The organism is Streptomyces sp. NPDC036815 (genome assembly GCF_055609205.1).
The window spans coordinates 157,646-172,880 of record NZ_JBVJPW010000013.1 but is presented as its reverse complement, the minus strand read 5'-3'; the positions used below and the strand labels follow the sequence as shown (position 1 = coordinate 172,880).

At 74.8% G+C, this 15,235-nt stretch carries 4 protein-coding genes; all 4 read right to left on the bottom strand.

What is annotated here, in order from left to right; all coding sequences use genetic code 11:
- Nucleotides 1–8 precede the first annotated feature (8 nt).
- Entirely contained in the window at nt 9–626 is a 618-nt protein-coding gene (locus tag ACZ69I_RS25535; RefSeq protein ID WP_470834844.1) for a hypothetical protein, read from the bottom strand.
- A gap of 198 nt (nt 627–824) precedes the next feature.
- Nucleotides 825–1,694 (bottom strand): TauD/TfdA dioxygenase family protein, encoded by an 870-nt coding sequence (locus tag ACZ69I_RS25530; protein ID WP_470834842.1) that lies wholly within the window; start codon nt 1,692–1,694, stop codon nt 825–827.
- Nucleotides 1,695–1,772: 78 nt separating this feature from the next.
- A complete protein-coding gene (locus ACZ69I_RS25525) occupies nt 1,773–10,988 on the bottom strand; it encodes an amino acid adenylation domain-containing protein (protein ID WP_470834840.1) in 9,216 nt (3,071 codons plus the stop codon).
- Nucleotides 10,988–14,989, bottom strand: a complete 4,002-nt coding sequence (locus ACZ69I_RS25520) for a non-ribosomal peptide synthetase (RefSeq protein ID WP_470834838.1) — start codon at nt 14,987–14,989, stop codon at nt 10,988–10,990. Before ACZ69I_RS25520 ends, ACZ69I_RS25525 begins: the two co-directional genes overlap by 1 nt.
- Nucleotides 14,990–15,235 lie beyond the last annotated feature (246 nt).

Genomic DNA, 15,235 nt, shown 5'->3' with positions numbered 1-15,235 from the left:
CGGGGGTGTCAGCCCAGGCGGGTGAGGCGCGTCGTGGTGTGCAGCCCGAAGCCGTTGTCCTCCGAGGACGTCAGGGTCCGGGGGACCTTGCCGCCGGACGGGCAGTTCTGGGCGGCGAGCTCGAAGACGTAGCGGTACTTGCCGACCGAGTCGAGCTTTTCGATGTGCTTGAACTCGCCGTTCACGATCTCCCGGGCCTCGTGGAGAACGGGCTCGTGCATCTTGGCGTTGAACTCGACCTTGGGGGAGCGCGTGAGGTCGAGCGTGTATCCGCTTCGGCTCCTGACCTTTCCGTCCGTCGTGGTGCTCGCCCAGTAGTCGCCCTTGGCGTCCTTGCTGAACCTGACCTCGAGCTGGGCCTCGGCGGTGACGCGCGGGGCGGTCTTGAGCGGTGCGAGGGGGGTGTCGGGGCGGGACTGGGTGAGGCCGGAGTGGAGGGGCGCCGGCGTTCCTGTCGTCCTGGTGGTGCCGCGGTAGGTGCTGCCCACGTAGGCGTCGCGGGTGCCGCCGCAGGCCGACGGGGCCTGCGCCTCCGCCAGGCTCGCGCCGGGCAGCGCGACGAGCAGTGGGGCCGCCAGGATCGCCGGGGCCACGAGGCGCAGCGAGCGGAAGGTATGGGGGGTCATCGAGGTTCTCCCGTGGGGACGAGGTCGGGTGGACGGGCACACCGGTGAGCGGCCGGGCCGGATCGGCACGGCCCTCACCGGTGGGGCCGCCGCACACGTTCCCCGGCGCCCCGACGGGAGTCACGGGAGGTCGGCGCCGTGTCGCCGGATGCGACCCGAACAGAGGTGCGGTGCTACCCCAACGGGGGAGAGCGCGGGTCAGCCCTTCAGCGGGCCTCCGTTGATCGCGACGCGTCGGCCGTAGCGGGTCCGCGGGTAGTAGTCGTACGTCGCGTGGTGCTGGACGCACCGGTTGTCCCAGAAGACCAGGGTGTTCGGGGTCCAGCGGACGCGGCAGGTGAGCAGCGGGCGGTGCGTGACGAGGGCGAAGAGCATGTCGAGCACCGCACGGCTCTCGTCCTGCGAAAGCTGCGGGATGCGTGAGGTGTAGGCCTGGTTCACGTAGAGGATCGGGCGGTCGGTCTCGGGGTGACGGACCACGAGCGGGTGCTCGTTGACCGGGACCTCGTAGTTCGCCGGCACGCTGTAGCCGCGGAAGCTCTGCAGCCCGTCGTGGATGGCGCTCAGGCCGTCGAGGAGCCCGCGCCAGGTGGGGGAGAGCATCTCGTAGGCCAGGTGCATGTTGGCGAACAGCGTGTCACCGCCGCTGCCGCCCTCCGGCGTCTCGGTGATGTAGAGCATCGAGCCGAGGGAGGGCTCGGCGTCCGCGGTGCCGTCCGCGTGCCAGGCGTTCCCGGCGACGTTGGCCGCCGCCGTGCTGGTCTTGATCTCCAGGACGTACGGGTCGCCCTCCGGCGGCGGCGGATTGACCGGGCGCAGCTCGCCGAAGTGGCCGGCGAAGCGCTTGTGCTCCTCGACGGTGATCTCCTGGTCGCGGAAGACCAGCACGTGGTGGTCGAGGAAGGCCGTCTTGATCTCGGACAGCTGCGTGTCGGTCAGGCGGCCGAGGTCCACACCGGAGACCTCGGCGCCGGTGAGAGGGGTCAGGGGAGCCACGGAGATCTCCCGGTAGTCCCTCGGCGGCCTGGTCGTGACGGCTTCGAGGGCATCCAGCTCGTACTGCTCCACAGCGTCCTCCTGGGGTGCGGCGGTTCGGGGTGTGTACGGAAGGCGGGGCCGGGGTCGGGCCCCGTGGGTGACGGGTGGTCAGGGGTGTGGCGGCGCGTCCTCGCTCGCGGCGTTGATCGCCGCCGCCACCGCCCCGGCGTGCGGCGGCCGGACGACGCCGTAGTGGTCGGTGGCCAGCACGCGCCACTCCAGGGCCGTCGGCAGGCGGGCGCGCCACCGGGCGCGCTGCTCCGCCGGGCTGCCGAGCGCCGGCAGCCCGGCGAGCGGCTCCTCGGCCTGCCACAGCCGGGTGGTGGTGGAGCCGATCGCGGGCACCTGATGGGTCGCCATGCTGCGCAGGTTGGCACGGCAGCAACGGGCGAGCCGGTCGGCGTACGCGCGGGCCTGACGGCCCGCCAAGTCCTCGCCCGCGAGGCCGAGTTCGGCGGCGAACACCGTGCTCAGCTGCGTGTCGTCGTACTCCTGGAAGACCGGACCGCTGCCGGGCGGCGGCGGATCGACCAGGTGCAGCGAGCGGGCCGGGGACCCGGCCGTCTCGGCTGCGGCGGCCATCTCGGCGGCCACCCAGGCCCCGAAGGACCAGCCCGCCAGGTGCCAGCGCCACGCGGCCTGCGGGAAGCGGGCCCGCAGCGCCGCCGAGTACCGCAGGGCGCGCTCGCGCAGCGTCCACCCGGGAGGGTCCGCTCGCCGCAGGCCGGGGTCGGCGATCAGGGCGACGGTCAGCCGCGGATCGAGGGCGGCGACCAGGGGACGGTAGGACTGGATGTCCCCGCCGACCGGGTGCACCAGGCACACCACGTCGGCACCTGTGCCCTCCTGCCACACCTCCAGCGTGACCCCGTCCGGGTCCGTGTCCGGTTGCCCATCCGCCGGTTCGCCCCGCTGCTCGGTCAGCAGCTCCAGGATCTCGGCGAGGCCGGCCCGGGGGCCGAAGGAGGCCAGGTCCAGTTCCACGCCGTAGTGCCGGTCGATCTTCTCGATGAGGTCGAGGAGGGTCAGCGAGTCGGCGCCCAGGTCGTACAGCGACGCGTCGGGGGCCAGGTCGTCGACGTCCAGCGCGGCCCGCGCCCACGCGGCCAACAGCTCGCCGGGTTCCTCGGCGGGGCTCTCGACGGGGGCGGTGGGGCGTGGGGCGCCGGGCACCGGTCCCGCGTAGAAGGCGCGCGACCGGACGAGGTCGGTGGTGGAGACGAGCACGTGCGGCAGCCGGAGTTCGAGCGCCCGCGCGAACGTGCGCAGGCCCTCGGCCACGGTCAGGCCCACCCCGAGGTGCGCCTGATGGCGGCTGTCGCCCCGCGGCGCACGCAGCGCCATGCCGGTCTCCCGCCACACGTCCCAGTCGATGCCGATCCGCGCGGTCCGCTCCGTCCCGTCGCCCCCGTACTGCGCGAAGGCGGCGAGCAGGGCGTTGGCCGCCGCGTAGTCGTACTGGCCGACGCCGCCGAACTGTGCCGACATGGAGGAGCAGTAGACCGCTACGTCCGGCCGGAACTGCTCGACGAGGAGCTCCACCAGCAGGGCGCCGCGCGCCTTGGCGGCGTGGGCCAGGTGTGCGGAGCCCGCCTCGCGGCGGGACAGCAGACCGCCCGCGGCCGCTCCGGCCGCGTGCACCACGGACGCCAGCGCCGCCGTGCGGGCGGCGATCAGGGCCGCCACCTCCTTCGGCGCCGCGACGGCGAGGTCCGCCTCGACGAGGTCGACGCGGTCCGCCCAGCGGGTCAACTCCTCGGGCAGCCGCGGCCGTCGGGACAGCAGCAGCACCCGCCCCTCGGTGTGCTCCAGGAGCCAGGCCGCCATGCCGGTGCCGAGGCCGCCGGTACCACCGAGGACCACGTGATCGCCGCCCGTCGGAGCCGCCGTATCCGCCGGATTCCCGTCCGCCGGAGCCGCCCCGCGTACGGGCAGCGTCACCTGTTCCCACCAGTGGCCCGCGCGCAGCGCCAGATGACGCGGGGGCGGCGCGGAGGCCGGGGCGGCAAGCAGCGCGGACAGGTGCGGGGCCCAGCCGTCCGGGGCCTCGACGTCCACCCAGTGCCCGTCCGGAGCGCCCTCCTGCGGCGCGACCTCGGTGACACCGGCGAGCAGTGCCGCTTCGGGGCGGCCGACCGTGCCGAGCACCGGCCGCGCCCCGCACGACAGCCACCACGGTCGTACGGCCAGTCCACCCGGCGCCCCCTGCAGGGCGCGGACCACGGCGGCCGGGGTGTCAAGGCAGGCCCAGACCGCGTGGTCGAGCGCCTTCTCGCCGACAGGGCCGTCGATGCCGAGCGGCAGCGTGTGCAGCCAGTCGACCTCCGTGCAGCCCTCCTCGGCGAGCACCCGCATGACGCGCCGCAGCTGTTCGGGGTCGGCCGGGTCGGCCTCGAAACGGTCGTGCTCCCCGCGGTCGAAGTGTTCCGCCGCCCTGACCCACACCACGCGGCGGTGGCCCGCGGCGAGTTCGGCGGGCGCCGCGCCGTCCGGCGGGCCGTCGGCGACGACGACCAGCGTTCGCGCACACGGCTCCGCGGCGCCCGTCGTGGCTCTCCGCAGCCGCGTCCACTGCGGCTGGTGCAGCCAGTCCGCCTCCGGCAGCCGCTCCGGCACCGCCACGGCGTCGGGCGCCGCTTCCTCGCCGGTCGGCCGCGACGACGTGGGCCGTACGGCCGTGCGGGGGAAGTCGTAGTCGGCCAGGTCGAACGCCGGGGCGGGGAGGTCCCACGGCGGCTGCGCCGGGCCGTCCGGCCAGGCGAGCGCGTGGCCCGCCAGCCAGGCGTCGGCCAGGTCGGCCGCCGGACGGCCGCGGGTCTCCAGGGCGGGCCCGGCGACGGGCTCGGGGCGCGATGCCGCCGCGGCCGCCGTCCGCAGCCAGGCCACCGCCGTCGCCGCGTCCCGGCAGACGGCGGCCGCCCGCAGCGCACCCTGCGGGCGGCCCGCCTGAAGGTGCCGCAGGGTGCGGGCGTAGCTGTCGGGGTGACGTGTGAGATGGGCGGCGATACGTGTGGCGTCCGCGGCGAGTTGGGCCTCGCTGTGGCCGGAGAGCACGACGAGCGGTACCGTCTCCGGCGCCTCCACCGCGGAGGGGGCCGCCGCCTCCACGATCACGTGCGCGTTGGTGCCACCGATGCCGAAGCTGCTCACCGCGGCGACCCGGTCCCGGCCCGCCGGCCAGTCGAGCGCCCGCGTCGGTACGTAGAAGGGCGCCGGGTCGGGGCCGATCTCCGGGTTGAGTGCGCGGAAGTCGCGGGTCGGCGGTATCCGGCCGTGGTGGACCGCGAGGACGGCCCTGATCAGGCCGACGGCACCGGCGGCCGCGCCCAGGTGGCCGATCTGACTCTTCACCGAGCTGAGGGCGCAGTGGTCCGGCTCGTCAACGCCGAGGGCCTGGCGCAGCGCACCGGCCTCCACCGGGTCGCCGAGCCGGGTACCCGTGCCGTGCGCCTCGACGTACGCCACATCGGCGCCCGCACGGCCGCTGCGGGCGAGCGCGCCGCGGATGACGGCTCGCTGCCCCGCGATCGAGGGGGCACTGTAACTGAGCTTGGCCGCGCCGTCGTTGTTCACCGCCGAGCCGCTGAGCACCGCGTAGACGGTGTCGCCGTCGCGGCGCGCCCGGGCGAGCGGCTTGAGGACGAGCACCGCGGCACCGCTGCCCCCGACGGTGCCGCCCGCGTCGTCGCTGAAGGGCCGGCAGTGGCCGTCGGCGGAGAAGATGTGCTGCGGCCGGTAGCGGTAGCCGCCGGTCAGTTCCGGGTCGACGAGGACGCCGCCCGCGAGCATCACGTCGGCGTCGCCCTGCCGCAGCAGGGACGCCGCGAGGTGCACGGCGACGAGCGAACTGGAGCACGCCGTCTGGCTGGTGAGCGCGGGTCCTGTGAGCCCGAGATGGAAGGCGGCCTTGGTGGCGAGGAAGTCCTTCTCGTGGTGGAGGGCCAGCTGGAAGTCGTCGGGCAGCGCGCCCGGATCGCCCTCGCGGAGCATCGCCCGGAAGTAGGTGTTCTCGCCCGCACCCGCGACCAGGCCGGTCCGCACGGCGCCGGGGTCCGCGATGCCCGCGTGGGCGAGCGCCTCGACGCAGGTCATGAGCAGATGGCGCTGCTGCGGGTCCATCAGCCGGGCTTCCTGGCGGCTGATGCCGAAGCGTGCCGGGTCGAACGAGAGGAGCCCGTCCAGTTGGCTGCGCGCGCCGACCAGGCCGTCCGGCGCATCGAAGTACTCGATGCCGCTCCGCCCGGATTCCACCAGGTCCCAGAAGGCCGCGAGGTCCGGCGCACCGGGTGCGCGGACGGCCATGCCGACGACCGCGACACCGTTGTCCTCCGCCGCTGCGGGGGAGCCGGCCGGCCGTGACGCGGCCGCCACCGGTTCCGTACGGTCCAGGAAGCCCGCCAGCTCCCTGGGGGTGACGTGTTCGAAGAGGTCGGCGACGGTGAAGCGGAACCCGAGCCCGGCGCTGCAGCGCAGCTGGAAGCGCATCAGGCCGAGACTGGAGGCGCCCGCCGCGAAGTAGGTCTGGTCCGGCGCGATGGGCAGCCCGGTCACCTCCTCGAACACGGCGGTGAGTCGGGCCTCCCTCGCGGACGTCGGCGACGCGGTGCCCCGGCCGGGGCCGCCGGTGAGGTCGCGGCCCGGCGCACGCAGCGCGGCGTCCCGGTCGAGCTTGCCGCTCGGGGTGCGCGGCAGCCGTTCCAGGAGCCGGAAGCGCTCGACGCGGACGTGCCCGGGGAGCAACCCGGCCAGGTGCTCCCGCAGCTCCGCCGGTGCCGGGGCGTCGCCCCGGCACTGGAGGCAGGCGACCAGCGCGGACCCGTCGACGGCGACGACGGCGCCGAGGACGGCGCCGTGCCGCAGCAGCGCGGCCTCGACCTGGCCCAGCTCAAGGCGGTGACCGCTGAGTTTGATCTGCTCGTCCGCGCGGCCGAGGCAGTGCAGCAGACCCGCGTGGTCGAAGCGGGCCCGGTCGCCGCTGCGGTAGAAGAGGCCTTCGCCGGGCAGTTGGACGAACCGCTCCTGGTTCAGCGGCGTCTCGCCCAGATAGCAGGGCTCGTCCAGCACGCCGCCGATGAGGAGTTCACCGGCGCAGCCGGGCGGCAGCGGGAGGTCCGCCTCGTCGACGACGCGCAGCACCGCGCCGCTCACCGGGTGCCCGATCGCCGGGCGGTCCGGCCAGTCGGCCGGGTCACCGTCCAGGCACAGGGCGCTGACGACGTGGGTCTCGGTCGGGCCGTAGTGGTTGAACAGCCGTGAGCCGGGCATGCCGGCGAACCACCGCCGTACGGCACCGGTGCAGACCAACTGCTCGCCCGCGGTCACGACCTCGCGGAGCCGGGCGGGGAAGCGGCCCAGGTGTACGGCGTGCTCGGCGAGCAACTGCAGCGCCACGTACGGCAGGAAGATCCGTTCGACGCCCTCCGCGTCGAGGCGGTCGAGGAGCGCGGGGACGTCCCGCCGCAGAGCGGGGTCGATCAGCCGCAGGCAGCCGCCGGTGCACAGGGTTCCGAAGATCTCCTGGAAGGAGACGTCGAAGGAGAGCATGGAGAACTGCTGGGTGAGCGCGGGCGTACCCAGGCCACCCGAATTCGCCTGCCAGTGCAGCAGGTTGCACAGCGTGCGGTCGAAGACGCGCACGCCCTTGGGGCGGCCTGTCGAACCGGAGGTGAAGAGGGTGTAGAGGGGACGCGTGCCCCGGTGCGGGGGGAGCGGTGGTGTGTCGGGGGCGGCGCCGGACAGCGTGACGTGCAGGCGGGGCACGCCGCCCGGGTCCACCGAGTCGAACTCCCTACCGTCACCCGGCGGGAGCAGCACGCACAACGGGTCGGTCTGGTCGAGGACTTGGCGCAGGAGCGCGGGCGGGTACGAGGGGTCGAGCGGCACCGCCGTCAGGTTCAGCCGGGCCAGCGCGAGGAGCGCAGCCACGTGCTCGACGGACGGTTCGAGGAACAGCGCGACGTGGCTCTGCGCGGCCGCGTCGGGCGGCTGCGGCAGCGCGGCCAGTTCCGCGGCGAGCGCGGCGGCGTACCCGTCGAGCGTCGCGTAGGTGACGGTGCCCGTCGCGGTCCGCAGCGCCGGGGCCGTGGGGGTGCGGGCGGCCTGCCGGGCGAACCCCTCGGCGACCGTCGTCCACGGCGATTCGGCGGGCGCGCCCCGGCCCGGCTCGGGCAGCGCGGCGCGGTAGGGCGCGGCCAGCTCCGCCGGCGTGGTCTGCGAGGCCTGGGTCAGCGCGGTCAGACCGTGCCGGAAGAGGCGGGCCAGGGCGGCGGCCTGATCGGCGTCGAGGCGGTCGTCGGCGTACTCCCAGAGACACTCCAGGCCTTCGGGGCGGTCGACCACCGTGAGGGTCACCGGGCACTTGGCCTCCGCGGGCACCGGCCACAGCGGACGGGCGGCGCATTTCGGCAGCGCGAGTGAGTCGTAGTCGGTGTTCTCCAGTACGAGGAGGAAGTCGAACGGCGAGGCGTCCGCGGCGCTGTGCGAGCGCGCGGCCAGGGCGTCGGTCAGCGCCACGTCCTGACGTTCCATCAACTGCCGTACGGCGGCAGCGGTTCGGGCTACCTCGTCCCGCACGGTCGCCCTCGGGTCCACGGACAGCGGGAGGAGCACGGTGTTGGCGAACATGCCGACGCTGTCGGCGAACTCCCGCACGGGCCGGTGGGCGACCGGCGCCGCCACGCGCAGCCTGGTGTGGCCGGTCACGCCGTACAGCGCCCACGCGTAGACGGCGGCCAGCAGCTCGAAGCGCGTCAGGCCGAACTCGCCGCGGAGCCGGTCCAGCGCGGCGCGGTCGGAGCCGTCGAGCGCGTCGCACAGCAGCCTGCCCGCGGCGTCGTGGCCGGGGCGGGGCAGCGGGAGCGGCAGCGCCCCGCCGGAGCTCGTGGTGTCGGCGGCGTACAGGGCTGACAGCTCGTCGCGCTGTGCCGCGTACGCGGGGCTCGCGTGCCAGCGGCGCTGCCAGTCGGCGAAGTCCACGGGCGTGGGTGTTTCCACGGACCGTGCCCGCGCCGCGTCGCCGGTGGTGACGGCCGCCGCGTATCCGGCGGACAGGTCGCGCAGCAGCACGTTGACCGACCAGCCGTCCACGGCGATGTGGTGCAGGTGCAGCAGCAGCGTGCCGCCCTCCGGGGACGGCAGCCAGCACGCGCGCAGCATCCTGGGCCGGGACAGGTCGAACGGCACGGCGAAGAAGGCGTCGTGCGGATCGTGTTGCCCAGCCGTTTCCCCGGCCGCGTCCGCCCTCGCTTCCTCCCAGGGGTCGTAGGGCTCGCCGACCCGCTGCCGCAGCCCGTCGGCGCTCGCCGCGAACGCGGTGCGCAGCGCCGGGTGCCGGGCGACCAGCGCGGAGAGCGCCGTGCGCAGGGCGCCCTCGGACACCGGGCCCGTGAGGGCGAAGGCCAGCCGGACGTCGTAGGCCCGGGAGCCCGGGGACCGCTGCTGGAGGAACCACAGGCGTTCCTGCTCGCCGGTGGCCGGTCCCGAGAGCTCACCGGTCGCGACGGCTTGCGGCAGGGCGGCGGGAGCCCCGTCACGACGTGCTTCGCGCACCGCTTCCGCGACCTCGGCGAGGTCGCCGTGGAGCACGCGGTGCGCGGGCACCTCGCAGCCCAGGCGGCGCCGGATCCCGTAGCGCAGGCGCAGCGCCTTCAGGGAGTCGCCGCCGCACGCGATCCACCGGTCATCGGGTCCGAGCCCCGGCACGCCCAGGATCTCGCCCGCGAGGCCGAGGATCACACGCAGCGGTTCGTCCACCGCCTCCGGGCCGGTGCCGGTGGCCGTCGGGTGACTGATGGCCTCGGGTCGCCACGGAGCGGCGCCGCTCGCGCGAAGGGCCGCCTCGTCGACCTTGCCGTTGGCGGTGAGTGGCAGCGCGGGGACGCGGTAGAGGTGGTGCGGACGCATGTAGCCGGGCAGGCCGGTGGCCAGGTGGTCCTCGAACTCGGCCCAGGTCAGGGCGGGTTCGGTGACGAGGTGGGCGAGCAGCTCGGCCGGCCGGCCGTTCTCGTCCCGGCGGGTGGACACGTGGACCTGCCGTACGGAGGGGTGCTCGGCGATGTGCCGCTCCACCTCGCCGGGCTCGATGCGGAAGCCGCGGACCTTGACCTGCCGGTCGGCGCGGCCGACGTAGGTGAGGTCGCCGTCGGCCGAGAGCCGTACGAGGTCGCCCGTGCGGTAGTACGCGGTGGCCGTGCCGTCGTCGTCGGGCAGGGTCACGAAGCGGCGGGCGGTCTCCTCGGGCAGGTTGCGGTACCCGGCGGCCAGACCGGCGCCGGAGAGGAGCAGTTCGGCTTCCTCACCGGGGGCGGCGGGGCGGGTGGTGCCCGGCGCGCGCAGGGCGACGCCGGTCCCGGGCAGCGGGCGGCCGAGCGGCACGACGGCGGCGTCGAAGTCCCGCGGGATCGGGTGGTGCAGCGCGAACGTGGTGCACTCGGTGGGGCCGTAGACGTTGTGGACCCGGGTGCGGCTGTCGGCGTTGTGGCGGTACCAGCGCCGGACGAGCGGCGCGTTGAGCTGCTCGCCGCCGACCAGCAGCTCGGTGAGCCCGGCGAAGCAGCCGGGCTCGGTGTCCACCACGGCGTTGAACAGCGCCGTGGTGACGAAGGCGCTGTGCACCCGTTCCCGCTGCAGTACGGCGGCGAGCCGCTCCGGGGACTGCACGTCCTCGTCGCCGATGACGACACAGCAGCCACCGGTCAGCAGCGGCGCCCACACCTCGAAGCTCAGCGCGTCGAAGGCCGGGTTCGACAGACAGGCGAAGCGGCCGCCCGCCGACTCCGGGAGGAATCCGGGGTCGGCCAGGCGCAGGATGCCGGCGTCGCGTACCTCGACGCCCTTGGGGCGGCCGGTGGTGCCCGAGGTGTAGAAGACGAAGGAGACCGGCGCGGGCGTCGCGGGCGGGGGCCCGGCCGCGGTGTGGACCGGCGCGTCGAGCAGGGAGTCGACCGGCAGCGCGGCCACCCCGTCGGGCAGCTCGGACGGGAAGGCGCCGTCGTGCACGAGGAGCCGGGCGCCGGAGTCGTCGAGGATGTGCGCGAGCCGCTCGGCGGGGCTCAGCCGGTCGGCGGGGACCACCTGGGCGCCGAGCCGGAGCACGCCCAGCATGACGCAGAGAAGTTGCCAGGATCGGGGCAGTCCCACGGCGACGGCGTCGCCGGGACCGATCCCGCGTGCGCGCAGATCGGCCGCGACTGCGGCGGCCGAGGCGTCGAGCGTGGCGTGGCTCAGCGTCAGGTCGCCGTCGCTGACGGCAGGTGCCGCGGGGGTCAGCAGGCTCTGTTCGTGCACCGCCCGGGCCAGGCCGGCGGAACGGGATGAGGTGCGCATCAGTCCTCGGTGGTGGCGGTGACGGTGGTGATGGCCGCAGTGGTGGTGGCCGCGGTCGTCGCGGCGACGGCCGTGGCGGCGACGGCCGTGGTGGCGGGCCGGGTGAGCCGCTCCGCGATCAGTCCGGCGATGCGGGGTATTCGCTCGCCCTCCAGGACGTCCCAGTGGCCGCCGTCGACCATCTCCACGGTGAGCCCGGCGTCGGCGCGGTCGCGCCAGAACCGCCGCAGCGCCTCACCCGCCGCCACGGGGTCGCCCCCCTCGGCGACCTCCGCCTCCGCGGCCTGTACGAGGAGCAGCGGGGCGGCCGAGGATCCCGGCACGTAGTCGCGGGCGGCCTCCCGGTTGTGGTTGTAGATCCGGAAGTACCGGTCGATCTGCGCGTCGTCGATCCCGGGGTACATGCCGTTGAAGCGGACCAGCTTGTCGCGGAACTCGGCGAAGTCGACCGGCGCGAACCGCTCCCGCTCCGCCGGGTCGTCCGTCCCGTGTGTGTCGAGGAGCACCACGGACACCCCGCGGTGCCCGGCCAGCGCCAGCCGCCGCCCCATCTCGTGCGCGACGAGCCCGCCGAAGGAGAGGCCGCAGATCACCAGGGCCTCGTCCGGCTCCGGACACAGCAGCGTCAGGTAGTGCTCCGCCATCGCCTCCACCGAGCGCAGCGGCTCCTCGCCCGGATCGATGCCCTGCGCCTGGATTCCCTGCACGCGGATCCCGTCCGGCAGGGCCGCGGACAACGGCAGGTAGCAGAAGGCGGTGCCGCCCGCGGGGTGGACACAGATCACCCGCTGCCTGTCCGGGCCCGCCCGGAAGTCGATGAGGCCGTCGTCGGGCGCCACCGGTGCCTGCCCGCGCAGCCGCGCCGCGAGCCGTTCCACGGTGGGGTACCGCAGCACGTCGCGGGTCGCGAGCTCCTGGCCGAACTCCTCCCGGATCAGATGCGCCACCTTGATGGCCGAAAGGGACGTGCCGCCCACCGCGAAGAAGTCGTCGGTGATGCCGATGTCGCGGTGCACGAGCACCTGCCGCCAGATCCGGTACAGCGCCATCTCGACCCGGTCGCGCGGCGCGAGGGTGTTGACCTGGTCGGAGCGCGACGCACGGGCGCGGTCGAGGACCTCTGCGCGGTCCAGCTTCCCGCTGCGGTTCAGCGGGAGCCGCTGGAACTCGGCGAAGAGCGCCGGAATCATGTAGTCCGGCAGCCGTTCGGCGAGGGCGGCGCGCCACTGCGCGGGGGTGGACTCCGGGGCCTCGCCCCGCCCGATGCCCGCGACCAGGCACAGCTCACCGGCCTCGTCCCGGTCGGCGAGGACCGCGGCCTCCTGGACGCCGGGCAGCTCCCGCAGGGCCGCCGCGACCTCGCCGGGCTCGATGCGGAACCCGCGCAGCTTGACCTGGTCGTCGACGCGGCCCACGAACTCGTAGGTGCCGTCGGGCAGTCGGCGCGCCAGGTCGCCCGTCCGGTAGACCCGCTCGCCCGGTACGAACGGGTCGTCGGGGTAGCGCTCCCGGGTCAGGTCGGGCCGGTTGAGGTAGCCCCGCGTGACGCCCGCGCCGCCGATGTACACCTCGCCGACGACCCCCGGCGGCACCAACTCGCGCCGCCGGTCGAGCAGTTGGATACGGGTGTTGTCGACCGGCCGCCCGATGGGGCTGCGCCGGTCCAGGTCCCGCGGCTCGTTGTGGGTGATGCTGTAGACGGTGGTCTCGGTCGGCCCGTAGACGTAGCAGACGCGCAACCCCGGCAGGGCCGCGCGCAGCCGCCACAGCGAACGCTCCGGCAATGGTTCGGCGCCGGTGGCCAGTTGGCGCAGCGAGAGGCCCGCGAGGCGGGCGCCCGGGTCCTCGTCGATCCAGGTGACGTAGGAGGCGGGCAGCCACGCGTGCGCGATCCGGTGTTCGCGCATCCAGTCGAGCAGCGCCTCGGGGTCGCCCCGCCGCTCGTCGGGCACGAGGTGCAGCACGCCGCCGGTGGTCGGCGGCAGGAACAGTTCGTGGACGGAGGCGTCGAAGCCGATGCTGGCCCACGCCGACGACGGCTCGCCGGGCAGGGCGCCGTAGGAGGCGAGCCAGTTCTCCAGCAGGTTGGCTATGTTGCCGTGGGTCGCGACCACGCCTTTGGGGCGTCCGGTCGAGCCCGAGGTGTAGATCACGTAGGCGGGCTGCGACGGCGACGGCGGCTCTCCGGGCGCGTCCTCGCGCTCCCCCTCGGCCTCCACCTCGGCCAGGTCGGCCCACGGTCCCGGCGGGTCCGCCACGTCGCCGAGCACCAGGGCGGGTTCGGCCTCATCGACGATGGCGCGGAGCCTTGCGTGGGGCTGGCCGGGGTCAAGCGGCAGGTACGCGGCGCCCGCCTTCAGGACGCCCCAGATGCCGACGACCAACTCCGCCGTGCGCCCGCAGTGCAGGCCGACGACCTGCCCGGGCCGCACGCCCCGGGCGCGCAGGGCGTGAGCGAGCCGGTTGGCCCGCCGGTCCAGTGCGGCATAGGTCAGGCGGGTGGCGCCGCAGACCAGCGCGGGCTCGTCGGGCCGCAGACGTACCTGCTCGGCGAAGCGCTCGACGGGCCCCACGACTGGACCCGAGGTGACCCGTCCCCGCCCCTCCGCCAGGAGTTGGGCGCGCTCGTCCGCATCGAGCAGCGCGTACCCGGTGATCTCGCGCTCGGGGTGCCGGGCCAGTTGCTCCAGGACGCGGGTGAGATAGCGGGCGAACCGCTCCACCGTCTCGTGGTCGAACAGCGCGCGGGCGTAGTCGAGGTGCCCGGCGATGCCGCCGTCCTCCTCGTGCAGCGACAGCGTGAGGTCGAACTTTGCGGCGGCGTACGGGATGTCGAGGGGCTCGACCCGGGCTCCGGGCAGTTCGAGCCAGCCCCACCGGGTCGTTCCCCAGGCGAGCATCGTCTGGAACAGCGGACTGTGCGACGGGTCGCGGCGCGGGTTCACCGCGCCCACCACCCGCTCGAAGGGCAGGTCCTGGTGGTCGAGCCCGCCGCGCAGCGCCGCGCGGACCCGGCCGAGCGCCTCGGCCCCGGTCGGGTCGCCGGACAACTCGGCGCGGATCGCGAGGGAGTTGACGAAGAAGCCGATCAGCCGGGCGTCCTCCGGTCTGCGCCGCCCCGCGACCGGGATCCCGACAACGGTGTCGGACTCCCCGGAGAGCCGACCGAGGAGGATGTGCCAGCCGGTGAGGACCGCGGTGAACAGCGTGCCCCGCTCCGCGTGGGCGGTCCTGCGCAGCGCGGCCGTCAGCTCGGGGGTGAGGCGGACCGGGACCCGGCCGCCCGTGTGGTCCTGGCGCAGGGGGCGCGGCCGGTCGGTCGGGAGCGCGAGCAGCGCCGGGGCGTCCGCAAGACGCTCCCGCCAGTAGGCGGCCTGCGCGGCGGCCTCCTCGCCCTCGACCCACGCGTGCTGGCGCGCGGCGTGGTCGGCGAACTGCGCGGGCAGCGGCGGCACGGGGTCGGGTTCGCCGCGCAGCAGGGCGGCGTACACGGTGCTCACCTCGGTCAGCATGAGCACCATCGACCGGCCGTCGTACACGGAGTGATGGACCGTCAGGAGCAGGGCGTGGTGGTCCGGCGCGAGCGTGAGGAGCTGCCCCCGGATGAGGGGTCCCGAGCCGAGGTCGAAGGGGGTGTCGCTCTCCTCGCGCTGCCGGGCGACGAGGAGCTCCTCGCTGTCCCCCCGGCCGGACAGATCCTCCGTGCGCAGCGCGAAACCGGTCGCGGGCGGCAGGATGTCCTGCCGTGCCTCGCCCTCCACCGCGACGAACCGGGTGCGCAGCGTCTCGTGCCGCGCGGTCACGGCATCGAGGGCCCGCGCGAGCACCGCCCGGTCCAGCCTCCCCCGGATGCGGTAGGCCATCTGCTCGTTGTACGCCGTGTGCGAGCCCTCGGCCTGTTCGAGCGCCCAGAGGCGTTGCTGTCCGAAGGAGCAGCGCGGCGGCGCGCCGGGTTCCGGGGCGGGGGAGGAGACGTCGCGGGAGGTGTGTGTCGCCGTCAAGGGGGCGGTCCTTCTGCCGTGAGGTGAACGGTCGATGCCGACGGGAGCCCGACGTGGTGTCGCCGTCGCGGGGGCGGACGGAGCAGGGGGTGCCGGGGCGGCGGCGGAACACGGACGGCCGGGCGAGGCTCCCGACGTCTACGCGTCACTGGTCTCTCGTGGGGGACAGGTTCTGTTGCGCGAAGGTGGGCGGCGTGCGGAATCGCGGGCTGTCGTCAGGCCTGGTCAGAGGGGCAGGGGGTCCGG